The following is a 22,069-nucleotide window of genomic DNA, read 5'->3' as shown; positions in this document are numbered from 1 at the left end:
AGAGGATAGAGATGCTAGCATTTTTGAACAAAAGAAATAAAAAAGGCTTTACTTTAACAGAACTATTAGTTGCTACGGTGATTGCAGTAATTGTACTTTCTGCATTGATTAACACATATATGGGAGTTAAGCATAGCTACACAGAGTATAAGGATAAAACAACTACAGAAGCAAAGGAATTACTTGTTAAGAACTTTTTATATGATTTTATCAAAGATGTTGGTTTTGCTTGTAACTTCGGTAGTTTAAATCAAACATATTATGATAGTACTTCCGACTCTCTTGATAACTTTTTTTATAGTTCAGCAATGATTCAAGTAGGCCAGTTGCCACTACCAACTTCTGATCATCTATCAGGGGCTTTAGAAAATGGATGCTCAGGAGAGTGCTTTAAAAGTGGTACAGACTACATAATGATCAAGAAAGAAGAAAGTCGTGCTTATCTTACACAAATAAATTCTTCTAGTTCAGAATTACATACTACTTCAGTAGAAGATATATCTGCTGGAGATTATTTGTTTCTGTGTAATAAAAAGCATATTAATCTTGTGAAAGCGACTAGTATTAATAGTGGAAGTAGTATTGTTGATCTCTCAAGAGCCCCTCAGGGCGGTGATTATTATCCTGGAGACTATGTTGGTAAATATTCTTTACAAGTTTTGTATGTTAGAGATAGTGGTGTGATAGATGATAATGGCCAAAGCATCTATTCGTTATATGCTTTTATCAAAGATAGTAATTCTAATGGTGTATCTCATGAACTTGTAAGAGGCGTTGATAATCTAATAGTTGAATTAGCAACAGTTAGTAGTGGTAATGTAACATGGAATAGTGTTTCTACTGATATAGATGTCAGTGCCTCTAATTATCTATCACTTAAGGTATCTTTTGATTTAGATGGGCAAACATTTCGTAAGATTATTAACTTATAGGTTATTAAAATGACAAAAAAAATTAAAGGCTCTGCACTATTAGCATCTTTAATATTTGCCTTCGTAATACTAGTAGTAGTATCAGCACTTGCGTATAACTACAGGATGGATTCTTTAGCGGTTAGTACTATGCTTGATCAAAAGCAAAATATAGGTGTAGATGAAGGATATTTTGGTAGTATTATAGGTAATTTAGATACTTCACAAGATAAAGAAGAAACAATAGATAGTTATAAATTTCAGACAACTATTGACTCTTCAGGTATGAAATTTTTGTATGAAGATAGTAATGCTGGTTTATACGAATCAGAGCCGTATCTACTTAGTTATAAATATACTCATCGATTTTTTGAGGGAGAAATTAATAGGTATGTAAGAGAGTTTATCTATAATATATTGCCAGGTTCTTCTGTTATGACTCAGTATGACAGATCAGTTATTCCTCTAAATCTACCATATGTTAATGCTGAAGCTATGAGTCAAGCAGAATATAATTATAAAATTGGAAGTCAAAATGCAGCTCCCGTTGAAGGTGGTTATATTGGGTATTTACGAAAGCCAATAATAGATGGATATGATGGTACTGGCTCAGAGTCTGATTATATTGTTGAGCAAGGCAATGGTAATATAAAGTATATTTTATGTCATAAGCCAGAGGACGGTGGAAATAGAATAGTTGTATCAGAGAACTCTTGGGATGCTCACCATGATCATGGTGATTATAGGGGACCTTGTTTGGATAATGGTTCACGCAGTTTTACTATCAACATATATGGCAATACTCTTACTATGACTTTCCCTGATGTTTTGGCTTTGAGTTATTATCATTTTAGTATAGGTTGGGGTCTTGAGGGTGGTCAATGGACTCTGTATTTAGCTGTGTATGATTTGGATAGGGTTTATACTTCTTCAGCTACTCTCAATGATATCAAGAATAATCCATCAACAGCGGAAGTATCTTTATCAAACTGGAAAGAGGTCTCTGGATTAGAAGAGTTTGATGGTGGTGATATTGTTAATGTGACATGGTACTTTGATAATGTAGAAGATGTACCGAAGTTAATGATTTTGGAGAAATTTCTTAGAAGTGGTAGTTACAATATAGATGTCTATCGGACAATATATGTCTCAATTACTAAAACTTATGTGGCTACACTAACAGATAGCTTTGTCACCGGCTCAACCAATTTTAATGATAAAGAGGTTTTTACAGTCGTTCCGGATAGTTTATTTACACTATTTGGTGCAGTACCATTAATTTTTCAAGGTACTAATATTATAGATTTTAATTATGATGCTCCTTATACACTGGGTGATGGAGTAGGTTCAACTAAATCAATTTTAACAGCTAATGTTACCAATAAGCCAGTTATTATCAAGAAAAATGCAACACAATTCTATATATTTTATTACAGTGGTAATACTAGATATAAATATCTCTATAATTATGGAGTGGGAGCACCATCACTAGTGTTACCAAATAATAGTTTCTCTGGACAAACTATTCAAAAAATTATAGCTAAATATGGAGCATTATTTATTATCACTAATAGTAATATATATGTTGAAAATATCTCAAATTCAGCACTGATAAGCAGAGTGGCTATATATGGAGCAAATTATCAAATTGCTAGAGATAGTAGTGGTAGGATTTATGCAATGCCAGATGGTTTTACTTGTACTATCAATGGCAATTGTAATACTTCTTCTAGGGTTTATCTTGATAGTGGATGTGGAGCATATAGTGGTGGTTGTGATACAATGGCTGAGCTTAATAATGTTTCACCATATTTGAATATAGTTTATAAGAACTTCAGTTATTAAGATTTTTTCCAAAAATATTAAAATTTAGTTATACTGATAACTTATATTATAAGATTCTAGAGATGGACTTTTAGTTTATGATTTTTTATAACTCTTTATCTGGTAAAAAAGAAGAATTTAAGCCAATTGAACCTAACAAAATCAAGATGTATGTTTGTGGTATTACGGTTTATGATGATTGTCACATTGGACATGCTCGTACAAATATAGCCTTTGATGTTATCAATAGATATTTTAAATATCGTGGTTTTGATGTTACTTTTGTACGTAATATTACAGATATTGATGACAAGATTATCAAAAGAGCTAATGAAAATGGTGAAACAACAGATCAGCTAGTTGAGAGAACTATCAAATCAATGCACGATGCTTTTGATAAGTTAAATATCCTACGACCGACAAAAGAGCCAAGAGCAACACAAACTATCCCTGAAATGATAGCTATGATTGAAACTCTTGTTGAGAAAGGATTCGCCTATCAAGGTACTAATGGAGATGTGTTTTATCGAGTTGCTAAGTTTGCTGATTATGGTAAATTAAGTAAACAAAACCTTGAAGCACTTGAGCAGGGTTCGAGAGTTGATGTTGTTGAAGAAAAAGAAAATCCTATGGATTTTGTACTTTGGAAAATGGCAAAAGAGGGTGAGCCTGCTTGGGATTCACCGTGGGGAGCTGGTCGTCCAGGTTGGCATATTGAGTGTTCTGCAATGTCTAAGAAACTATTAGGGGATACTTTTGATATCCATGCGGGTGGTTCTGATTTAAGATTCCCTCATCATGAGAATGAAATAGCACAATCAGAAGCTTGTAATGAATGTACTTTTGCTAATTACTGGTTACATTCAGGTATGGTCAAAGTTAATGCTGAAAAAATGTCAAAATCTTTAAATAACTTCTTTACAATCAATGAAGTGATAGAAGAATATCATCCTGAGGTTATAAGATATTTCTTGGCATCTACTGTATATAGAAGTGAGATTAATTATTCAAAAGAAAATCTAGATAACGCTAGAGCATCGGTAGAGAGATTATTTAATGCTCTTCGAGATATAGAGCCAGTTGAGGTAAATCTACCAGATGATGCTAATGAGTATGAAGAGAAGTTTATCAAAGCTATGGATAATGATTTTAATACTCCAGAAGCTTTAGCTGTTTTGTTTAGCCTAGCTAAAGAAATAAATACTCTTAAGACAGTAAATAAATATAAAGCTAGTGGTTATGCGTTTTTGTTACGTAAGCTTTGTGATGTTTTAGGTATTCTATTTACGGATATAGAAGAGTATTTCAAACAGGGTGACGGTATTGATGTTAGTGAAATTGAGAAGCTCATAGCAGAACGTGCTCAAGCTAAAAAAGACAAAAATTATGCTAGAGCTGATGAGATTAGAAATGAGCTTCAAAATCAAGGCATAATATTAGAAGATAGTGCAACTGGTACTACGTGGAAGAAAGGTTAATAAATGTATTCAAATGAAAAACAACAAGATATTATAGATAATCTACATACAATTAGAGATTATATCCGTTGGACAATCTCCGAGATGACCGCAAATAATGTTTATTTTGGTCATGGTTCTGAGTCTATTTGGGATGAGGCAGTACACCTTGTACTTAGTGCAATAAATATATCTCATGATATTGATAGTAATATGGTTGCTGCAAGACTTTTAAAAGAAGAAAAGCAAAAAATCATAGAGTATGTATACCAAAGGACATGTCAGCGTAAACCATTGCCATATATCTTAAAGAAAGCATGGTTCGCAGGTATGGAGTTTGATATTGATGAGCGAGTTATTATTCCTCGTTCTCCAATAGCTGAGCTTATACGTAATGAGTTTTCACCATGGATTAATGATATTGATGATGTCACTAATGTATTAGATTTGTGTACTGGTAGTGGCTGTATTGGTATTGCTTGTAGTAATGTCTTCGAAGATGCGAATATAACTTTGGTGGATATATCCGATGATGCTTTAGCTGTAGCAAATCATAATATCAAGAAACATCAGTTAAGTGATAGGGTAAAAGCTGTTAAGTCTGATCTATTTGATAATCTTCAAGGTCAAAAATATGATTTGATTGTCTCGAATCCTCCGTATGTTGATAGAGAAGATTTAAATAGTATGCCACAAGAGTATCATTATGAACCTAAACTTGCTCTAGAAGCTGGAAATGATGGTTTAGACTTAGCAAAAAGAATAATTCTTGAAGCTGACCAGTATATGACAGAGAAAGGAGTATTAATAGTTGAGGTTGGCAATAGTCAGTATGCACTTATGGACTTATGTCCAGATATTCCATTTACATGGTTAAGCTTCGCAGATGGTGGGGATGGTGTGTTTTTACTTACTTATGAGGAGTTAGTTAAGTACAAAGATTCATTTAAAAAATATTTCCAAAACTAATACTTAGTCTATAATCTCTTAAAAATTTAATGTTTAAAAAAAACTTAGGATTAGCATATGTCTAATGATCCTTTTAAAAAAATATCATCTGATAAAACAGTTATTCTTATAATTTGCTTTTTTGGTTTGATGTCACAATTTGCTACTGACAGTTTTACACCATCGCTACCACATATCGCAGACTATTTTCACGCAGCTGCTAAAGATATTAAACTGACTGTTGGGATATACTTCTTTGGTATGACATGTTCAATGCTTGGTTTTGGTTATTTATCAGATAAGTATGGACGTAAGCAAGCATTACTAGCAGGATATTTGGTGTTTTGTGTTGCAAGTATTTTGTGCATGCTAGCTCAAAGTGAAAAGCAGTTATTATTTTTTCGCTTTTTACAGGGTATTGGAATGGGTAGTTCTTTTGTGTCTTTTCGTGCAATTATGAAAGATGTTTTTAAAGATAGTCAATCTCTTGCAAAAGCTAGCCTTGTAATCACTAGTATAGTCTCATTAACTCCACCTTTAGCACCAATAACTGGGGGTATTATTCAAGAGACTATAGGCTGGCGTGGTAACTTCGCTTTACATTCGATAATGGCACTTGCTATTACAGTTTTGATTGTGAAGTATTTACATCTAGAAGCTATACCAAAAAGTAGCTATAAACTTCTAGAATCATATAAGAAAATATTATCTCATAAAGTCTTTGTCCTTAATGCAATGTGTAGCGGTTTGGCGTTGTCGTTGGTTTTTGTATTTGCAACACTTTCACCATTTTTCTTTCAAGTAAAGTTAGGGTTTTCACCAGTAGAGTTTTCATTTTTATCAGCAGCAGTAATTATACCTTCAGCAATATTTTTAATAATCTTTAAAAATAAGATTAGTAAACTAGATATGGATAAGGTAATACTTTATTGTGGGTCTTTTTCTGCGCTAAGTGGTATATTACTTGCCTTATCCTATTTTATTTTTGGATTAGATGCTAAGGTAATTGTTGTATTATGTGCTTTAGCCTTTTGCGGAAATGTCTTTCAGTATACAGCTACTTACATTTGTGCTTATAAGGATATACACACAGAGATTGGCGTAGCATCGGCAATATTTGGATTTATACAAATAGCTGTGACAACTATTTCATCGTCACTTGTTTCTAGTATTAGCCTTAATAATCAATTTTTATTTGGATTATTGATGATGGTACCACCATTATTGATAGTGATTTTAAAAATAATTGATCTTAAAAAACTCTTGTAAATTAAATGTTATGAAGCTATAGGATTTGAGAAAACTATAGAAGAATATATTGATATTCCTAGTTTAAAAGAAAAATGGAAGATAATCTCAATGGAGATTGAGATTTAAGAAAAGATTATCCTTCTATAACAATATTTGGGAAGTGAGCTTTAACACATTTAGTATAGTCACCTTCCGTAAATGCTGAGTATGGTGTTTGATAACCAACCAATTTACAAGCAAATGCTTCGCCATTAGGATTGCTTGCTATCCAACTAGAATCCTTCTCCCAGTATATTTGTGTAGCACCTGCACCATTGGCATCAAATTGTTTCATACCTTTACAACCAAGAACTTCAGTACTTGGAATATTTAAGCCAAGATAGTTCATAAAGTTACCATAATAGTCTATACGATTCATAGATTGAGCAACTTCTACACTACCACCACACTCTACACCACCATTGATGATTTGTGTAGTTACCCCAAACCCTGGTGTTAGGTTATTTGCTTTATCAGCAGCATTTGGTTGCCAAGTACCATCGATAACATGAAGCATAGATGGCTTTGGTGGCTGTGGGTATACAAAAAAGAATACTGCAGATGCTAAATTTAACCATGTATCAGCAACCATATCAGGATTATCCAGTAACACTCTTACATCACCAAACATAGCTTGTGAGAATGGCCCATAGTTATAATTATAACTTAGCTGTTTTGCACCACGTCCGAAGTAAGATTTGAAATCACCATTTTCAAACTTGCCACATGGCCAAGTTTGACCTTGCCATACATCTGGATTACACTCACCATTATAACCACCACGCATATTTTCATCCCATCCCATTTCACGTACATGGACTAAGCCTTGACGCCATTCTGGTACATCCCACCAACTAGTATGTCCGCCTGTTTCTTGAGTAAAGTGAGCAAACATAGTAGCTAGAGACTTGCGACAAATGGCATCTGAATCTCTACCATCTGTGTAAGTACCACAGAATGCTGGGAATTTAGCCACTGCCTTTAGGAAGTTTTCATATGTATATTCTGGCGAACGTTCTGGGAACATATAATTCCATACACCTTCAGCAGATTTTGTTTCAATGGCATTATCTTTTATAGCTACTTCAGTGAATATTTTTTCAACTCTTTTAACATTATCAGGATTATTTGGGTTACCTGCAGTTACAGCTTCAACCACACTATTATCTCTTGTCTTAATAGACTCTTTCACTTGGCTTAAAACTGTTCCACTTGTTAATTCAGCTTCTTTTGCATCAAGTTTAGCTTGAGTCGTAACATATTCATCAGAAGTTGGCTCATCAGGATCTGTAGGATCTGTAGGATCAACTGGCTCATCAGGATTGCTAGGATCGTATAAATCCCAAGCAGTCTCCCAAGCAGTACCAGAGCCTGGAGCATAAGCCCACCCAGCAGCGCTCGAACACCAAGCAGCGACACCAGCTTTACATTTGTATAATTTACCATCAGCAGAGACTATAGTACCACTTTCATATTTTGTACCAGCAACATAGTTCTGATAATCTCCACTTGGAGGATCAATCGGATCTACTGGGTCAATAGGGTCGACTGGATCCTCTGGATCTGTAGGATCAACAGGGTCGTCACTACCACCATTACCAACTGAAAAGCTTTCAACATTAAATACAGGAGCGCTTGGAGAGAAACTGAAGCTTGCAGTACTACCCGCTGTAACAATAGTTGGCTGACCACTCCATTGCTTAGAAGTAATCGATATAACTCCTCCATTTGACTGAGTCATACTAGCATTGCCGATACCCCAAATACTACCAACTTCTACACCATTGCTCAATTTAAATGAGATAGGATTTTCCTCTAGATTCGTATTTTTATCGCAGCTAAAAGTTATTTTACCTGTCCAACCTTTTTGTACATCTTCTAGTTTGCAATTAGCAAAAGCTAAAGATCCCATTAAAGTTAAGGTAAATGCTGATAAGATTTTTATCTTATTATTCATTTTTAGTTTCCTTATAATTTTTAAGATTATTTAATAATTATTAAGTAATTGTTATTACTTATTTAGCTCAAATATTTTTTATTTGAGTTGTGATTAATTATATATTAAGCATCGTGTGTGCGGGTATATTAGAATTTGATAAGGCTTGTTAAAAATTGATAAATGAATTCTAATGATTTAATGATTCAAATCAAAAATCTACTGCTGTTTTCTGGTGTGAATTATCTATATTGCGCGAAATATTAAGCTTATTATTTGATGTTTCTTAAATATATAAAGCTTTGACTTTATATTTTCTTATTGTACTATTTTTCTTACTCTCAGAGCGTTAAGCTTAGTAAGTGCTTCATCTTTAGTTATATTGTACATATTGGCATGTTGTTCTAAGCTCAAGCTATTAGGTCCAAATAGTTCAATCATATCAAGCATTTTTAGTTGATGTTTAATCGCTGATATATCTACGTATAAATAATCCATATTTATTGATAGGATAGGGCACTTAGTAGCATTAATAAGTAGATATGAGTCATGATGAATTTCACAACCTAAACCATCGGCATAGCCAATATTTAAAATAGCTACAGTTGTATCTTTATTACAGAAATATTCATTACCATAACTTATATATTCTCCTTTGGGGATATCTCTGATAGAGATAATACAAGCCTTAAGAGATAAGCTAAACTTGATTTCTTTAGGCTCTTGGTCATAGCCTAATACTGCCGAGCTAGAACGGATATACTCTTGTAGAAAATCGGTATCAAAAAGAGAAACTGGTGAGTTAGAAAAAGTATATTTAAGTTTGGTTTCTTCAGCTAACAAAAGAATTTTATCAATATATTTTTTAGATCTATCATAGCCATTATAGCCAGTTGGAATATGTGAGAATAATATTATGTTTGAAAATCCGGAAATTTTTAGCATATCAAGATGTTTTATAAAGTCATCTCTATAAAAACCGAACCTTCCCATACCGCAATCAAAATCAAGCATAACTTGTTTCGACTTATCATCTTCATACTTTATATAGTCTTTGATTAGTAATACATTACTAAGTATAGGAATAACATTTTTAGGTATCTTAAAGTCAAAGCATTCTGCATATATACCACTTAGGAAAACTATATCTTTTGTACAGCCCAAATTCTTTAGAACATAATACTCATCTATACGAGCTATGCCATAAGCATCAACTAAATCATTAGTTACCTTATAGATGTTTTCTATACCTATGCCATAAGCATTAGCTTTGACGATAAACATTATTTTTGAGTGAGGATTTTTATTACGTAGATACTCAATATTTGACTTTACTAATTTGCTATTTATTTCTACTATAGGACTTAAATTCATAAAAAATCAATGTTGATGAAAAATAATCTATCTTTATTAATGTTAACAGGTTTGATAATTATATCAGTAGATTCTGTGAGAAATTTGCCTTCTTTAGCTGTATTTGGCGAATATTTACCATTATTTTTTATAATTGGTGTTGTATTTTTTCTTATACCTGTAGCATTTATTTCGGCTGAACTTAGTGCAAACTTTGCCGATCAGCATCAAAATGGAATCTTTCAGTGGTGTTCAAGAGGCATCAGTGATAATGCCGGTATGTTTGCAATTTGGGCGCAATGGAGTAGTAATGTAATCTGGTTTCCTGCTAGTTTGCTATTTATGTCATCAACTATATGCTCGGTGTTTGGTTTTGCCAGTCCTCTAGCTATCGCTAGTATTATGGTAACTTTGTATTTGTTGATAATGGTTGTTAATCATTTTGGTGTCAAAGAATCTGCAGTAGTATCGTTTATATGTATGATTCTTGGAGTAGTAATTCCTGTTTTGGTACTTTTTATATTTCTTGGTTTTTGGTTGCTTAAGGGATATCCTCTAGAGCTCAAAATATCTCAGATATCATTTAATCTATCAGCACTGAAAGACATATCCGCATTAACGGTAGTTATTATTTCTTTTTTGGGGATAGAGTTATGTTCAGTATATGTTCCAATGCTAAAAGATCCTCAGAAGACATTTACTAGAGCAATTTTTTTAGCTGTAATATTTATAGTATTAATGATGTTTTTGGGAGCTTTGACTATAGCTTTTCTAATTCCAGCTGGTTCTATAAGTTTATATAATGGTCTTTTTGAGACTTTTAAAATTGGTTTTGAAAGACTAGGCTTACCAGCAGCAATGCCTTTGATTAGTATCGGTTTAGTTTTAGGAGCATTTGGTTCAGCTATAAGTTGGGCTTTAAGTCCCGCTGTGAGTTTGCGCCAAGCTGCTGAAAGAGGCTACTTACCAAAGAGATTTTCTACAAATAATAATTATGGTGTTCCTAGTAATATTTTGTACATACAAGGGTTAATTGTTATTGGATTATCATTGACGATAACTATGGTGGATAATATGAACTCTTTTTATTGGGTGCTAATATCACTTAATACAGAAGTATATTTGACTATGTATATCTTGATGTTTTTAGCAGCTTTACGACTTAGAAGAACATCAAAAAAGACTATCATACACAATGAGCTAGTTTTTTATAGTTTATGTATTATGGGTATTTTAGGTATCTTAGTTGCCATGATAGCAGGATTTGTTATGCCGAAAAATTTGGTAAGTATAGATTCATTAACTTATGCAGGATTATATTTATGCGGATTTTTATTCGTTTGCTCATTATTTATGCTTTTTGTTTATTGGCGTAACAAGCATTTGAGAGATCTGTTATAGATTATTTACGAGTGTTTTTTGCAATTTCTTTGAGACTATCGTTAATTTTAAAAAGCACCATAAGTATTTCACAAAAAATTTTAACAAAAATTGCACCAAAAATAATCTCTAAAATACCTGATAAAATATAACCCGAAAATATAGCTGCTAAAGCGCTTAGGCACACTCCAATAATACTAAGCCAAAAAATAAAAACAATAATCGTTGGTGTAATAAAATTCTCAAAGCTTATAAATTTTTTTAGAAAATTAATAACAGGATTATTATTTGACTGTGCAGATTGATTCATTTTTATCTCCTAGTTTTTTTGTTTAAAGTTAAAATCTTATAATTTTTGAAATTTCCTTATTTAGCTCTGGTAGAAACATGTATTTTAATAATGAGCGTAAAAAGTTTAGTTTTCTATAGTCTTTAGAATATATATTAAGATTGTCATACATCTTTGAAATACAGGCTTTTATCGAGCTTGGTGTATAATTCATCAGTTTTGCTATTTGGTTATATTCTAGGTTGTGCTCAATTAGATATTTAAGAATCCGGTATTCTTTAGCTGTAAATTTAAGTGTTTCAAAATAATATTTAAACTCAACTATTGGTGCATCATTGAGCGTGTAAATTCTACATTTGGTTAAATCATTATTTTCTAGAATCTTAATTCTGACCAAAATATAGTTTTTATCATCCTCATCATAAAATGGTATTTTCTCTGTTAGAATTGTTATTGGTTCAATACTTGTTTGATTTGCTAATGACTCAGTTGAGAGATAGTACGATTTCGAATCAATTGATATTTTTTCTCCGATAGCATAATCATAGACATCATCTTTCCATAGTTCTATATCTTGATCTGATAGACCTTGCAATTCTTTTAAACTAGCTACTCCTGTCGACTCTAAGAACATCTGATTACAAGTTATTACTTGTCCTTTAGCATTCTTTATAGCGTAACCAAAAGAGCTATTTTTATTATCATTAACTATATTTGTAGCCGTTTTAAGGTTAATGAGTTTATCTACTAACATTTTTTAGCTATTCAAAATATCAATTTGATCTAGAGTTTAGCTAAAATATTTGCTTATAACAAGCTAGGGGAGAAAGAGATTTTGATTAAATTATCGAGATACTTTAATCTTCAACAATATTATCTTTATTAGCAGTTTCTTTACAATATGCCACATAGCGCTTATCAGTAACTACAATATAGAATATAGCTCCAGCAATGGCATTAATTATATAGTTCTCTACAGGAGCCGTAGCACATATAAATATTATAAAAGGAAGTACTAGTATCATTAGAGTTTTGATACCAACACGTTTATATTCAAAAAAGCAGAATATAATAACCAGTACAGCGAGAATCACACCGAGATAAATATTAGATAAGATATCAACTGTATTTAATAGGAGTGTTAAAAGTACAAATACAACTAGACCAAATATTCTTAATTTAGGAGCAATAGCACCCATACTAACAGGAGCCGCCATATAACCTATGATATTGAAACCTGTGACAAATAGCATCAAAGCAGCCCAGTTATCAGCAAACATCAAGAATATTGCACATAAAATAAAGTTAGCAATAAGTGATCTTCTCGAAATATTAACTTTTTGATTTATTTTGGCAAAAAATCTTGGCATTTGACCTTCAGCAGACATTGCGTATAACATTCTAGAAGAAGCACCAAGATAACTATAGCCAGTTGCAGAGGGGCTAACAATACTATCGATGATTAATAGTACTGCAATATATCCTAGTCCTATCATTGTCGCAACTTGTAATAAAGGAGACTCGAAATCTAGTCCTGCCCAACCACCTTTTTCTATAAGGTAGCTATGAGGTACAGCCTCCATAAAAGCATATTGTAAAGCAATATAGAGTATTAAAACTATTGTTAGTGATAATATTATTGCAATAGGAACATTTCTAGAAGGATTTTTGATTTCACTACTGTAAGCAACTACTATTTGGAAACCATTGAACGTATACACGAGTCCACCAGCTACAATTGCGGTAAGAGCATTATAAGCAGTAAAATTATTATTAGGTATCTCTGGAGATAATAAGCTATGATGTTCGCCACTATGAGTAAATGCGTAAATGATAAATATAACGACTATAAGCGCAGGCACAGTCATTTTGAATATAGTTATACCATTATTAACACTAGATAGGAGTTTTACACCATAAAAGTTAATAATAAGGTAAAGAAAAAGGATAAACAGAGATAGTATCATCCCATAAGTTGAGATAACACCACCATCCATTAACCAGCTAAAACTTTTTAATCCTGCTAAATATTGAGTAGTTGCTTGAGCCTCTGTGGAAATCATGACCACAACACCAAACCAGTTGGCAAATGCAAAAGGCATTGCGAATAAGCTGTTATGAGAAAGGGCACTAGATCTTGTAGTAGCTCCTCTTACCGGAAATACCGAAACAACTTTTGCTAGACATAGTCCAACCATCATAATCACAATTGATGCTAGTACCCATGCCAAAAATGCCCAGTTCCCAGCTGCTTTTGCTGTAAGCTGGGCACTAAATAGCCATCCTGAGCCAACCATGGATGTCACCCCAATAAGTACAGCACTCAGCAGAGATATTTTCTTCGAATTAATCGTCCCCATTATAAGTTTTCCTATTTTTAAAAAATACACAGGTAATTTAGAATATACACTTTAATCGAGCTATTTAGCAATAGAGTTATTTGTTAAACTGAAAAATTAGAAGGTAAAGTTTTTGCTAATACCAGTATAAAATCCTGCGGGACTATTTTGACCTTGAAGGTTGACTTGATAAGGAGAAAAGTTTGTTTTAATAGGTTGATATTGTTGATTATAGAGTGGACCATAGTTACTAACATAGGGGCTTAGATTTTTATCATACTTGAAGTCCGGTTGTTCTATGGATCCTGTGTAAGGGTAGGGTGATGGCACTGCAGTCGCTAGATTTATGCTAAGTAAGTATGAAAAGAATACAAGTAGTTTATATCCATGTATCATCTGCGACTATCCTTAAATCGAGTAAAATAGTAAATTTAATGGAGAGAAATGTAATGTTTCTCTGAAAGGGCTATCAACTTTCTTAATATATTTTTTTACCATTTTATAATGGATATTATTGATTTTCTCTAATGGTTTAAGCTTTTTGCTCAGGCTTATCTTTTTGTAATGTTGTAACCATTGATTAGCTATATTTCTAAAATCTTCATTAGAAATAGTAGGTGTGATCTTGTTATTAAATGAGATCTGATTATAAAAATGTTTAGGCATACAAAAAATATGTCTTATTATCTCATTATTAATATTAACTTGTTTAATCAAAGATTCATCAATTGTTGCAAAATCATTTAGATACATAGCCTTCAAAGTTTCTATACCCAAAAAATTATTAGATATATGGCACTCAAAATTTCTTTCTGTAGCACTACTATTATCTATAGATGTACTTATATCATCTGCTAAATGCTTGTATAGGGTTGTAGCATCAAAAACTTCAGCTAATTTTTTTAGTTGAGGAGATGAAATACTTTTATCATTATTTAAGCTATTTACTTCTTTTAGCCACCAATTCATTTTTTCATTGGCGATCTCAATATTATTGTATAGCTCGGTACATGAAATTATTTGAGATTTTATTTGGTCAAGAAGATAAAGAATCTCTTGTTTTTCTGTACTAAGTTTACGATATGCAAAGTAAACTACCGATCCATATGGAGGGAGCTTCTCATTGGGATAATTAAAATAGTTATACTGCATAATTTATACCTTCTTGAACGCCACAATATAGCTAACATCGGTATTCTTACCAAGCTTAAAGCTATCAGTGATTGGATTATAGTGTACGCCAGTTATTTCGATTGCACTAAAGCCATATTTTTCAGCTGTTTTTATAAGCTCATAAGGTTTAATAAATTTAGTGTATTGGTGCGTTCCCTGAGGTACCATTTTAAAGATGTGTTCAGCAGCAACTATAGATAATAAATATGACTTAAGATTTCTATTTAATGTTGATGCGAAAAATAGTCCATCTTTCTTAATAAGTTTTGAGATAGAAGCAATAATGCTTTCAGGATCTGGAACATGCTCTAACATTTCCATGCAAGTTACAATATTAAATTTGTTATCATTTTCTGTGACAAAATCTTCGATAGTAGAGCTTATATATTCTATCTTAAGATTGTTTAGTTTTGCATGCTCTTTAGCCACACTAATAGCTTGTGAAGAAGCATCTAATCCATAAGTATCATTAGTTTGTTTTTTTAATGATTCTGTTAGAATTCCACCACCACAACCTATATCAATAATTTTCTTATTATCTAAGTCTATATGTTTTTTGATAAATTCTAATCTTAAAGGGTTTACTTGGTGTAGGGTTTTTAATTTTCCATTTGGATTCCACCAGTCACTGGCTAAACGAGAAAACTTATCAACTTCATTATTGTCTATGTTGCTCATGCTTATTATTTTTTATTAGATATATATTTTTTAAATAATATCAAAGATATAGTATCTAAGAAAATTTTTATTAGAGTTTTTGATACTAATTTACTATAATGGGGTCTGTATATTTTTACCAACCTGAAATAAGAGACTAATTTTAATGAAATCAAGCTTTAAGAATATTTTAATGCTGTCAATTGTTGGGATGACTTTGGGTAGTTGTTCTGGCATGAAAGCAACTAAAGATAATCGAGATCCTTTTGAGAGTTATAACAGATCAATGTATGCTTTTAATGATAAAGCCTATGAAACATTGACTCCAGCAGCAAATGCTTATGATACGGCTGTTCCAGACTCGTTCAAAAGTGGTATATTTAATATATTCCAAAACTTAGCAGAACCTGCGAGAATTGTGAATGATTTATTCCAGGGTGAATTAGATTATGCTGGTGATGATAGCGTAAGGTTCTTGACAAATACGACTTTAGGTCTTGCAGGTTATTTTGATGTCGCGGATAGTTGGTTCAATAAGCCAATGAGATATCACCAAAGCTTTGCTGTTACTTTACATAAGTGGGGCGTGTATGATGATAATGAGGCATCTCCTTATGTTGTATGGCCTTTGATTGGACCAGGTACTTTAGAGGATGTTACAACAGGTGTAGATGCGTTATTTAATCCATTGACGTATATATTCTTCTTCGCGCCTGTAGCGCCAGCTATTTCTTGGGGTGTGAGTGTTGGTACTACCGGTACATATTATGTGAATCAGGGTGTATCATACTTGCCTTCTTACTCGAATTTGAAAGAGGTATCAGTAGATCCATATATAGCAATGAGAAATGCTTATCTACAAAGTTATGACTATGGTATAGCTAAAGTGCTTAAGCAAGATCTACGTAAAGATGATGCAGCACTTCAAACAGATATGGCGGTACTTGGTGTATTAGGAATGGATAATGATAACATAGAAGGTAAAATTGCTACGACTGGTTCAGCAGCTGCTAAGTCTTCAGAGCCACCAGTGATATTTAAGAGTAATATTGGTACTGTTAATAAAGCTACTCAAGTTCAAGAAGCATTTGATCAAAGTTATTCAAAAGACAGTAGTGTTCTTGACTTGGCTCACACTGATAAAGATGACACTATCGAAACAGAATCAGAAAAACTTCAAACTCAAATTAATGATGCTAAAGCTGACTTACCAGGAGATGCAGATTCTCCAGCAGCCACTTTACAGACTCTTGCTGAGCAAGGTTAATACCATCATTTATTTCCTTTTTGCATGCATGAGTTAATGTTTAGGCTTGTTGCTTAAAATTATATTAAGCAGCTAATTTATAGATATTCTCTGCTTGTTATAATTTCATATAACAAGAGAAATAATAGTAGAGCAACTAGTCCTATTTAATTTATATGAGTAGTCTTTATTTTTAGCTAAAAGAGTTTATATCATGAAATATATCCAGATAAGTATAAAAGTCATAAACATCTAAAGAGATACTATGATTTTTTTGTCTTATTATCTCATTTTGTATTTCCATTTGTTATGGTATCTAGTAAATACATTGCAGATGATTTATTATTAAGTTGTTAGGTTTATACACTTATTTTATATATAAGAAAGTAGCAGTACTAAAATATTTTTATTATTTGACCTAGATGCTTAGTATAAAAATATTAACCGCTCTAGTTGAGTATTTATTGAATAGTTATGGTTTACAATTAAGTTTTATATTTTATTTAAGGGATCTTATGAGTCGAAAAATCACACTCAAGCAGCTTAATGTTTTTGTTGAAACTGCGATAAATAAGTCTATAAGTATAGCTGCGCAAAAATGTTATATAACTCAGCCATCTGCTAGTAAGGCTATATCACAATTAGAAGAAGCTTTAGAAAAAGTTTTATTTGAGAGAGGGTCAGGTAAAGAGATTAGACTAACATATGAAGGAGAGCTTTTATTTGCTGAAGTTAAAAGTATACTTGATCAGGTCTCTGACTTGGTAAAAGATAAAGAGAATATCTCTGGAAAAATAGTTATTGGAGCTAGTGTAACAATATGTGATTATGTATTGCCGAAGATATTACCTGAATTTCAGAAATTATATCCAAAAATTAATGTAGATGTTAAGAGAGCTTTATCAGACAAGATTAGATATTATGTTGAAAATGCGGTATGTGATATGGGTTTAGTTGAAGGTAGGATAATATCTAGAGAGTTGGAACAAACATTATGGAAAGAAGATCGTATTGAAATAATTTGTGCTAAAAATCATGAGTTAGCAAAGAATGATAGTATTTCTCTAGAGACAGTTCTGACAGATCAAAATTGGGCATTATGGCATCATGATATGGGTAATAGAGATATTTATATAGAGACTAAAAGAAGGGATGAGTTAGAAAAGGCTTTTGGATTAGGCTCTCAGAATATTGGTAATGATCTTTTAAAATTTGAAAATGTTACATGGGATAATCAGTTAAGTCTAATTAGATATTGTAATAGACGTATTTCTAAGAGTATTGTTTTTGATAGTGCTGAAGCGATTAAGAATTATGTTGCTAATAGTGATTTTATTGCCAACTTATCTAGAATAATGTTAGATAATGCGGTTTGTGATGATATTAAGATCTTAAATGTAGAGGGTGGATATCAGACAAGAGATTTTTATATATTAAGACATAAGCAAAGATTTACCTCTCAGGCTTCAGAAGTGTTTTTAAATTGGATTTTAAACTATGAATTTTCTTGCTAAAGGATACATAATTTTATGCAAATCATTATTTTTATTGTCTACCCGATAACCTTTCGATATAACTGTACAAAATAAACTTATTGATCATTCAATCGATTAAGTTAAAGGTTTTTTTAGAAAACAATCAAGATCATTTAATATGGATTAGCATAGTTTTTATTACTAATTCTTTTTGTTCCAAAATAGATTTATTTAGGTTCTGTGCACAAAATAAATATTCATCGTAGCCAAATAAAAGTACAAGCTAATTTAATCATTCCTATATATTCTGAAATGGTTTTATCAAACCTAGAGAATACTCTTCTAAAATGCTTAATTTTAGAGAAAAAGTTCTCTATCAAATGTCTTTCTTTATATACATGACTATCAAAAGCTATATGGTTTAGAGTATTTGATTTACAAGGGATACAGCTTCAGAGGATATATTTTGAATATGCTCCCTGATTTCATTAGAATGATATGCTCTATCAGCGACAACTTTTGTATTATATACATTTTGTAGTAAATCTATAGCTACTTTACTATCATGAGTTTTACCTTCTGACAACAATACTTCTATTGGATTACCTAAAGCATCAGTCATAGCATGAATCTTGGTGCTTACTCCTCCAACTGATCTACCAATTGCTTGGTTATCATCTTTATCATATCCTGTAGCACAAGCATGTGCTCTTGCTATTGTTGAATCAAGCATGACTTCTTGTAAATCAGGGTTTTGTACTGATTTAAATAATCTAGAAAATATATCTTTATCACACCAATCTTTAAAACGCTTATGTATTGATCTATATTTACCATAATAAAATGGTAACATTCTCCATTGACAGCCTGTACGTAACACATAAAATACAGCTTCAATAAATAATCTTAATTTGGCTTCATTATTGGTATGTATACCTTTTTGTGATTTTAAGAATGATAAAATACTTGACCAGAATACTTCTTTTATATGATAATGCATTTGCTAAACCTCTGGTATTTATTGTCTTTCAACTTTTAAATAACAACGGTTTAGCTATTTTCAATATAATTTATATTTTTTTGTGCACAGAACCTAATTTAATTTTCCATTAGGTACTATGAGTTTATGATTGGATAATAGAATGATTTTACGAATTTTATTAGAATTTCGATATAGCTTTGCTAACTTTACTTTTATTTGTAGTTGTTAAATCTAAGTAAAAATACTTTAAAAATCTCCTACTTTAGCATCTGAAATATACAAAAAATTTTTGTATTTTTAAAATGTAGATAAAATATAAAACCATCAATCATTCTTGAAAATCAAAATGTATCTAGCCACTTGTTTTTAATTAATCATATGTGTGAGCTTTAAATTTATATTTTGCCTATCTAGTTAATATTGGTAATAAAGTTTTATACATTCGAAAAAAGAATATCACTATTCAAAAAAAGAATTTCCCAAACAGTAAGCTTATATTTATCATTAGTCAAAAGTTAAGTATAAATTTTTAAAATTAATCAAATATTCGTTGTTGTTGCTAATTTTATATAAGGGGTAAAATGAAAGTCAAAAAGCTAGTAAAAAATATATTTATTGCGAGTTGTGGCCTGGTGTTATTTTCAGCACCATTAACTATAGGATATGCTAAGGCCTCAAATGCCTCAGAGGTGAATAATGAATTAATCAATCAAAATAGCACCATAATAACAGGCAAAATTTTACCGAATGATACTTATATTATCAAAGATATTAAAGGAAATATTGTGCTTGAGGGTATTTCTGATAGTAATGGGATATTCCATAAGAAAGTTAGAGGTTTAGATGAAAACGATACTTTAGTTTTAAATTATCGAGGTCAATCTATAAAGACTGATAATCAAGGTTTTATGGCTATTTTTAAGTATAAGCCTTATGTTTTATTTGCATCTGGTCCTTTTGATCCTCCTGAATATGATGATCCTAGTTATTGGTGGGGGCAAGCTAAAAATTTTCAAGCATTATTTTTTCAGTCTACATTAGGCTTATACAATAGTAGACAAGCATATAAACAGGCTTTAATCAGCGGTAAAGGTATGAGTTGGTATCAAGCAATTAACTTTGAAAATATTTCTCTAGCTTTATTATCAATTGGGCAAGGATTTTATGATTCATATAAAAGTCAGCAAGCCACCAAAGAAACCTTAGAAAAATTGTCTAAGGATTTTAATGACAGCTATAGCAAAATCATGAAAAAACTTGATTGGTTTGTAGATAATATGGATGTTGAATTTTCATTTAATACACAAGTTGATATTGATGATAATAATGAAGCACAAGCAAAGTCAACTCGTAAGTTTGTAAAACTTTTGGATATGCTAAATACAATTCTTGAAGGAGATGAGTATGACTCATTTAAATCTGGATATGATGGTTATAAAATGTTGAATCCTAGTGAATTGAGTAATAAGACACCTGATGAAAAAAATGAAGAGATCTTTAGGTTGATGTCTAAGCTTGCTAAATATGAGAAATATGAAGGTATAGATGATGGTATTGATGCTGCTTTAGATAGTTTTTATGAACAACAAATAAAAAATCAAGGTGGATATATTGAGCTACAGTCATCACAATTAGCGGTAATGATAGAAGCTATCAATAATCTTAATAGCTTAGAAGATATAACTAAACAGAAGTTTGCATATAAGATATCTCAAATAGATAGTGAATTTGATGTGAATAATTACGATGGTGAAGCAAAGTATAGTCCAGCTGGAAAAGTCTGTGATGGCTCTATATCTACCTTATATATGCAAGCAATAGAAAGAGATGATAAATTCCTAGATTATATGGCGAGTGTCTACTATCTAATTATAGCTGATAATATTGTTACACAATATCCTAGTTCAAATATAAATCCTTCAGCAGTCGATACTAATTTACCTCCAGAGGATCAGCGTATCAGAATGTCAGCTTATAAGATGATATCTGCATATTACGATCAAAAGCAAAAGATAATTAATATCGCCGATAGTACTTTAAATAACTGTCAATATTTTGGTGATTTTAATGCTCCAAGAATACCTGGTATAAGTTACCAGACTCAAAATACTTGGGGTCTTCCTTTAGTTTTATATTTAGTTATAGATTTGCAGGATGATGGTGGTAGCTCAGATATACCACCAGCAGATGTGATTTTTAGCAATAAAGATCTAAGAAAGCAATATTTTAGTGAGTTACAAAATAAGTTTTTAGATGCGGTTTTTGAAGGCATATGGGATATACCGTCTGTTAAATATTTAGATGGTAATGTTAAACAAATCGGTGTCAAGTTAAACTTAAAAAGTGATGCTTTAGTTAACGCTAAAGAATTAGTTAGTTCAGTGTCTAAGCAGAATGCATATATTTCTTATGTCTTCCAAGATGTATCATCGTTGTTTGTACACTATCCTAATTTCACAGATATTGCATTTGATAATGCTATTACAGAAAAAATGCAGCAACAGCTTAGTGATCCAAATAATTACTATATAGGAATAGCTGAAACAACTCTTAAAGAACCTGCAAATATTGATGTTGAGAACCATATGTTGGTATACGATGCTAGCGGTATTAGCTATAAGGATTATATTGCGTCAATAGTAGGAGATCAAGCTGAAAATTTATGTGATCAGCAAGGTAAATGTTATTACCCAATAACAGCAGAATTACATTATATTGATCCTGATACCAAATTAGACCAAGTTATTGACAAAAAAGAGCTTGCTATTACTAGATATTCTAATAATGTTTAGCTTAAAAGGATTTTATT

Annotated in this window: 17 protein-coding genes and 2 pseudogenes; 10 read left to right on the top strand and 9 right to left on the bottom strand. The window is 31.7% G+C overall.

Features of this window, described 5'->3' with window-relative positions; all coding sequences use genetic code 11:
- Positions 1-11: 11 nt before the first annotated feature.
- The 6 genes and pseudogenes from FTPG_RS01025 to FTPG_RS09620 form a co-directional block, all read left to right on the top strand.
- Positions 12-932: a PilW family protein gene (locus tag FTPG_RS01025; RefSeq protein WP_004286549.1), complete on the top strand. Its 921-nt coding sequence runs from the start codon at positions 12-14 to the stop codon at positions 930-932.
- A 9-nt stretch (positions 933-941) separates the two neighbouring features.
- A complete protein-coding gene (locus FTPG_RS01020; protein WP_004286548.1) occupies positions 942-2,756 on the top strand; it encodes a hypothetical protein in 1,815 nt (604 codons plus the stop codon).
- Positions 2,757-2,833: 77 nt separating this feature from the next.
- Positions 2,834-4,213, top strand: a complete 1,380-nt coding sequence (gene cysS, locus FTPG_RS01015; RefSeq protein ID WP_004286547.1) for a cysteine--tRNA ligase — start codon at positions 2,834-2,836, stop codon at positions 4,211-4,213.
- Between the two features lie 3 nt (positions 4,214-4,216).
- The gene (gene prmB / locus FTPG_RS01010) at positions 4,217-5,161 is read left to right on the top strand and encodes a 50S ribosomal protein L3 N(5)-glutamine methyltransferase (RefSeq protein WP_004286546.1); all 945 of its coding nucleotides are present in this window, start codon (positions 4,217-4,219) and stop codon (positions 5,159-5,161) included.
- Between the two features lie 57 nt (positions 5,162-5,218).
- Positions 5,219-6,409 carry an MFS transporter gene (locus FTPG_RS01005; protein ID WP_004286545.1) on the top strand — a complete coding sequence of 397 codons (1,191 nt, stop codon included), beginning with the start codon at positions 5,219-5,221 and terminating at the stop codon, positions 6,407-6,409.
- Positions 6,410-6,517, top strand: a pseudogene (locus FTPG_RS09620) (GNAT family N-acetyltransferase); the annotation flags it as partial.
- 7 nt (positions 6,518-6,524) lie between these two features.
- Here the strand turns inward: FTPG_RS09620 and FTPG_RS01000 are convergent.
- On the bottom strand, positions 6,525-8,387 hold the full coding sequence (locus FTPG_RS01000) for a chitinase (protein WP_035722075.1): 1,863 nt from the start codon (positions 8,385-8,387) through the stop codon (positions 6,525-6,527).
- A 297-nt stretch (positions 8,388-8,684) separates the two neighbouring features.
- Entirely contained in the window at positions 8,685-9,740 is a 1,056-nt protein-coding gene (gene alr / locus FTPG_RS00995; RefSeq protein ID WP_035722072.1) for an alanine racemase, read from the bottom strand.
- 15 nt (positions 9,741-9,755) lie between these two features.
- Here alr and FTPG_RS00990 point away from each other — a divergent pair, with 15 nt between their 5' ends.
- Positions 9,756-11,120, top strand: a complete 1,365-nt coding sequence (locus tag FTPG_RS00990) for an APC family permease (protein WP_035722069.1) — start codon at positions 9,756-9,758, stop codon at positions 11,118-11,120.
- Position 11,121: 1 nt separating this feature from the next.
- On the opposite strand, the gene FTPG_RS00985 is transcribed toward FTPG_RS00990, so the two are convergent.
- The 6 genes from FTPG_RS00985 to ubiG form a co-directional block, all read right to left on the bottom strand.
- Positions 11,122-11,409 (bottom strand): DUF4282 domain-containing protein, encoded by a 288-nt coding sequence (locus tag FTPG_RS00985; RefSeq protein WP_004286540.1) that lies wholly within the window; start codon positions 11,407-11,409, stop codon positions 11,122-11,124.
- A gap of 28 nt (positions 11,410-11,437) precedes the next feature.
- A complete protein-coding gene (locus FTPG_RS00980) occupies positions 11,438-12,142 on the bottom strand; it encodes a hypothetical protein (RefSeq protein WP_004286539.1) in 705 nt (234 codons plus the stop codon).
- 103 nt (positions 12,143-12,245) lie between these two features.
- Positions 12,246-13,748: an APC family permease gene (locus tag FTPG_RS00975; protein WP_004286538.1), complete on the bottom strand. Its 1,503-nt coding sequence runs from the start codon at positions 13,746-13,748 to the stop codon at positions 12,246-12,248.
- A gap of 96 nt (positions 13,749-13,844) precedes the next feature.
- Positions 13,845-14,123: a hypothetical protein gene (locus FTPG_RS00970; protein ID WP_004286537.1), complete on the bottom strand. Its 279-nt coding sequence runs from the start codon at positions 14,121-14,123 to the stop codon at positions 13,845-13,847.
- A gap of 12 nt (positions 14,124-14,135) precedes the next feature.
- A complete protein-coding gene (locus FTPG_RS00965) occupies positions 14,136-14,879 on the bottom strand; it encodes a hypothetical protein (RefSeq protein ID WP_004286536.1) in 744 nt (247 codons plus the stop codon).
- A gap of 3 nt (positions 14,880-14,882) precedes the next feature.
- Positions 14,883-15,578, bottom strand: coding sequence for a bifunctional 2-polyprenyl-6-hydroxyphenol methylase/3-demethylubiquinol 3-O-methyltransferase UbiG (ubiG, locus tag FTPG_RS00960; protein WP_004286535.1), 696 nt, complete (start codon positions 15,576-15,578; stop codon positions 14,883-14,885).
- A gap of 145 nt (positions 15,579-15,723) precedes the next feature.
- Here ubiG and FTPG_RS00955 point away from each other — a divergent pair, with 145 nt between their 5' ends.
- Together FTPG_RS00955 and FTPG_RS00950 are read left to right on the top strand one after the other, a co-directional pair.
- Positions 15,724-16,824, top strand: a complete 1,101-nt coding sequence (locus FTPG_RS00955; protein ID WP_004286534.1) for an MlaA family lipoprotein — start codon at positions 15,724-15,726, stop codon at positions 16,822-16,824.
- 494 nt (positions 16,825-17,318) lie between these two features.
- Positions 17,319-18,317 (top strand): LysR family transcriptional regulator, encoded by a 999-nt coding sequence (locus FTPG_RS00950; protein ID WP_004286533.1) that lies wholly within the window; start codon positions 17,319-17,321, stop codon positions 18,315-18,317.
- Positions 18,318-18,535: 218 nt separating this feature from the next.
- Here the strand turns inward: FTPG_RS00950 and FTPG_RS00945 are convergent.
- Positions 18,536-19,278: pseudogene (locus tag FTPG_RS00945) on the bottom strand (IS5 family transposase).
- A gap of 563 nt (positions 19,279-19,841) precedes the next feature.
- Between FTPG_RS00945 and FTPG_RS09765 the strand changes: the two are divergent.
- Entirely contained in the window at positions 19,842-22,052 is a 2,211-nt protein-coding gene (locus FTPG_RS09765) for a hypothetical protein (protein ID WP_004286531.1), read from the top strand.
- Positions 22,053-22,069 lie beyond the last annotated feature (17 nt).

It is taken from the genome of Francisella philomiragia subsp. philomiragia ATCC 25015 (assembly GCF_000156715.1).
Taxonomy (GTDB): domain Bacteria; phylum Pseudomonadota; class Gammaproteobacteria; order Francisellales; family Francisellaceae; genus Francisella; species Francisella philomiragia.
The sequence above is the reverse complement of the archived record's forward strand: the minus strand, read 5'-3'. Positions and strand labels throughout refer to the sequence as shown.

Coding starts and splice junctions, on each gene's coding strand:
- FTPG_RS00980 (WP_004286539.1), bottom strand. CDS start 12,142: ATGTTAGTAGATAAACTCATTAACCTTAAAACGGCTACAAATATAGTT.
- FTPG_RS00950 (WP_004286533.1), top strand. CDS start 17,319: ATGAGTCGAAAAATCACACTCAAGCAGCTTAATGTTTTTGTTGAAACT.
- FTPG_RS01025 (WP_004286549.1), top strand. CDS start 12: ATGCTAGCATTTTTGAACAAAAGAAATAAAAAAGGCTTTACTTTAACA.
- FTPG_RS01005 (WP_004286545.1), top strand. CDS start 5,219: ATGTCTAATGATCCTTTTAAAAAAATATCATCTGATAAAACAGTTATT.
- ubiG (WP_004286535.1), bottom strand. CDS start 15,578: ATGAGCAACATAGACAATAATGAAGTTGATAAGTTTTCTCGTTTAGCC.
- FTPG_RS00975 (WP_004286538.1), bottom strand. CDS start 13,748: ATGGGGACGATTAATTCGAAGAAAATATCTCTGCTGAGTGCTGTACTT.
- FTPG_RS00965 (WP_004286536.1), bottom strand. CDS start 14,879: ATGCAGTATAACTATTTTAATTATCCCAATGAGAAGCTCCCTCCATAT.
- FTPG_RS00990 (WP_035722069.1), top strand. CDS start 9,756: ATGAAAAATAATCTATCTTTATTAATGTTAACAGGTTTGATAATTATA.
- prmB (WP_004286546.1), top strand. CDS start 4,217: ATGTATTCAAATGAAAAACAACAAGATATTATAGATAATCTACATACA.
- FTPG_RS00985 (WP_004286540.1), bottom strand. CDS start 11,409: ATGAATCAATCTGCACAGTCAAATAATAATCCTGTTATTAATTTTCTA.
- FTPG_RS09765 (WP_004286531.1), top strand. CDS start 19,842: ATGAAAGTCAAAAAGCTAGTAAAAAATATATTTATTGCGAGTTGTGGC.
- FTPG_RS01020 (WP_004286548.1), top strand. CDS start 942: ATGACAAAAAAAATTAAAGGCTCTGCACTATTAGCATCTTTAATATTT.
- alr (WP_035722072.1), bottom strand. CDS start 9,740: ATGAATTTAAGTCCTATAGTAGAAATAAATAGCAAATTAGTAAAGTCA.
- FTPG_RS01000 (WP_035722075.1), bottom strand. CDS start 8,387: ATGAATAATAAGATAAAAATCTTATCAGCATTTACCTTAACTTTAATG.
- FTPG_RS00955 (WP_004286534.1), top strand. CDS start 15,724: ATGAAATCAAGCTTTAAGAATATTTTAATGCTGTCAATTGTTGGGATG.
- cysS (WP_004286547.1), top strand. CDS start 2,834: ATGATTTTTTATAACTCTTTATCTGGTAAAAAAGAAGAATTTAAGCCA.
- FTPG_RS00970 (WP_004286537.1), bottom strand. CDS start 14,123: ATGATACATGGATATAAACTACTTGTATTCTTTTCATACTTACTTAGC.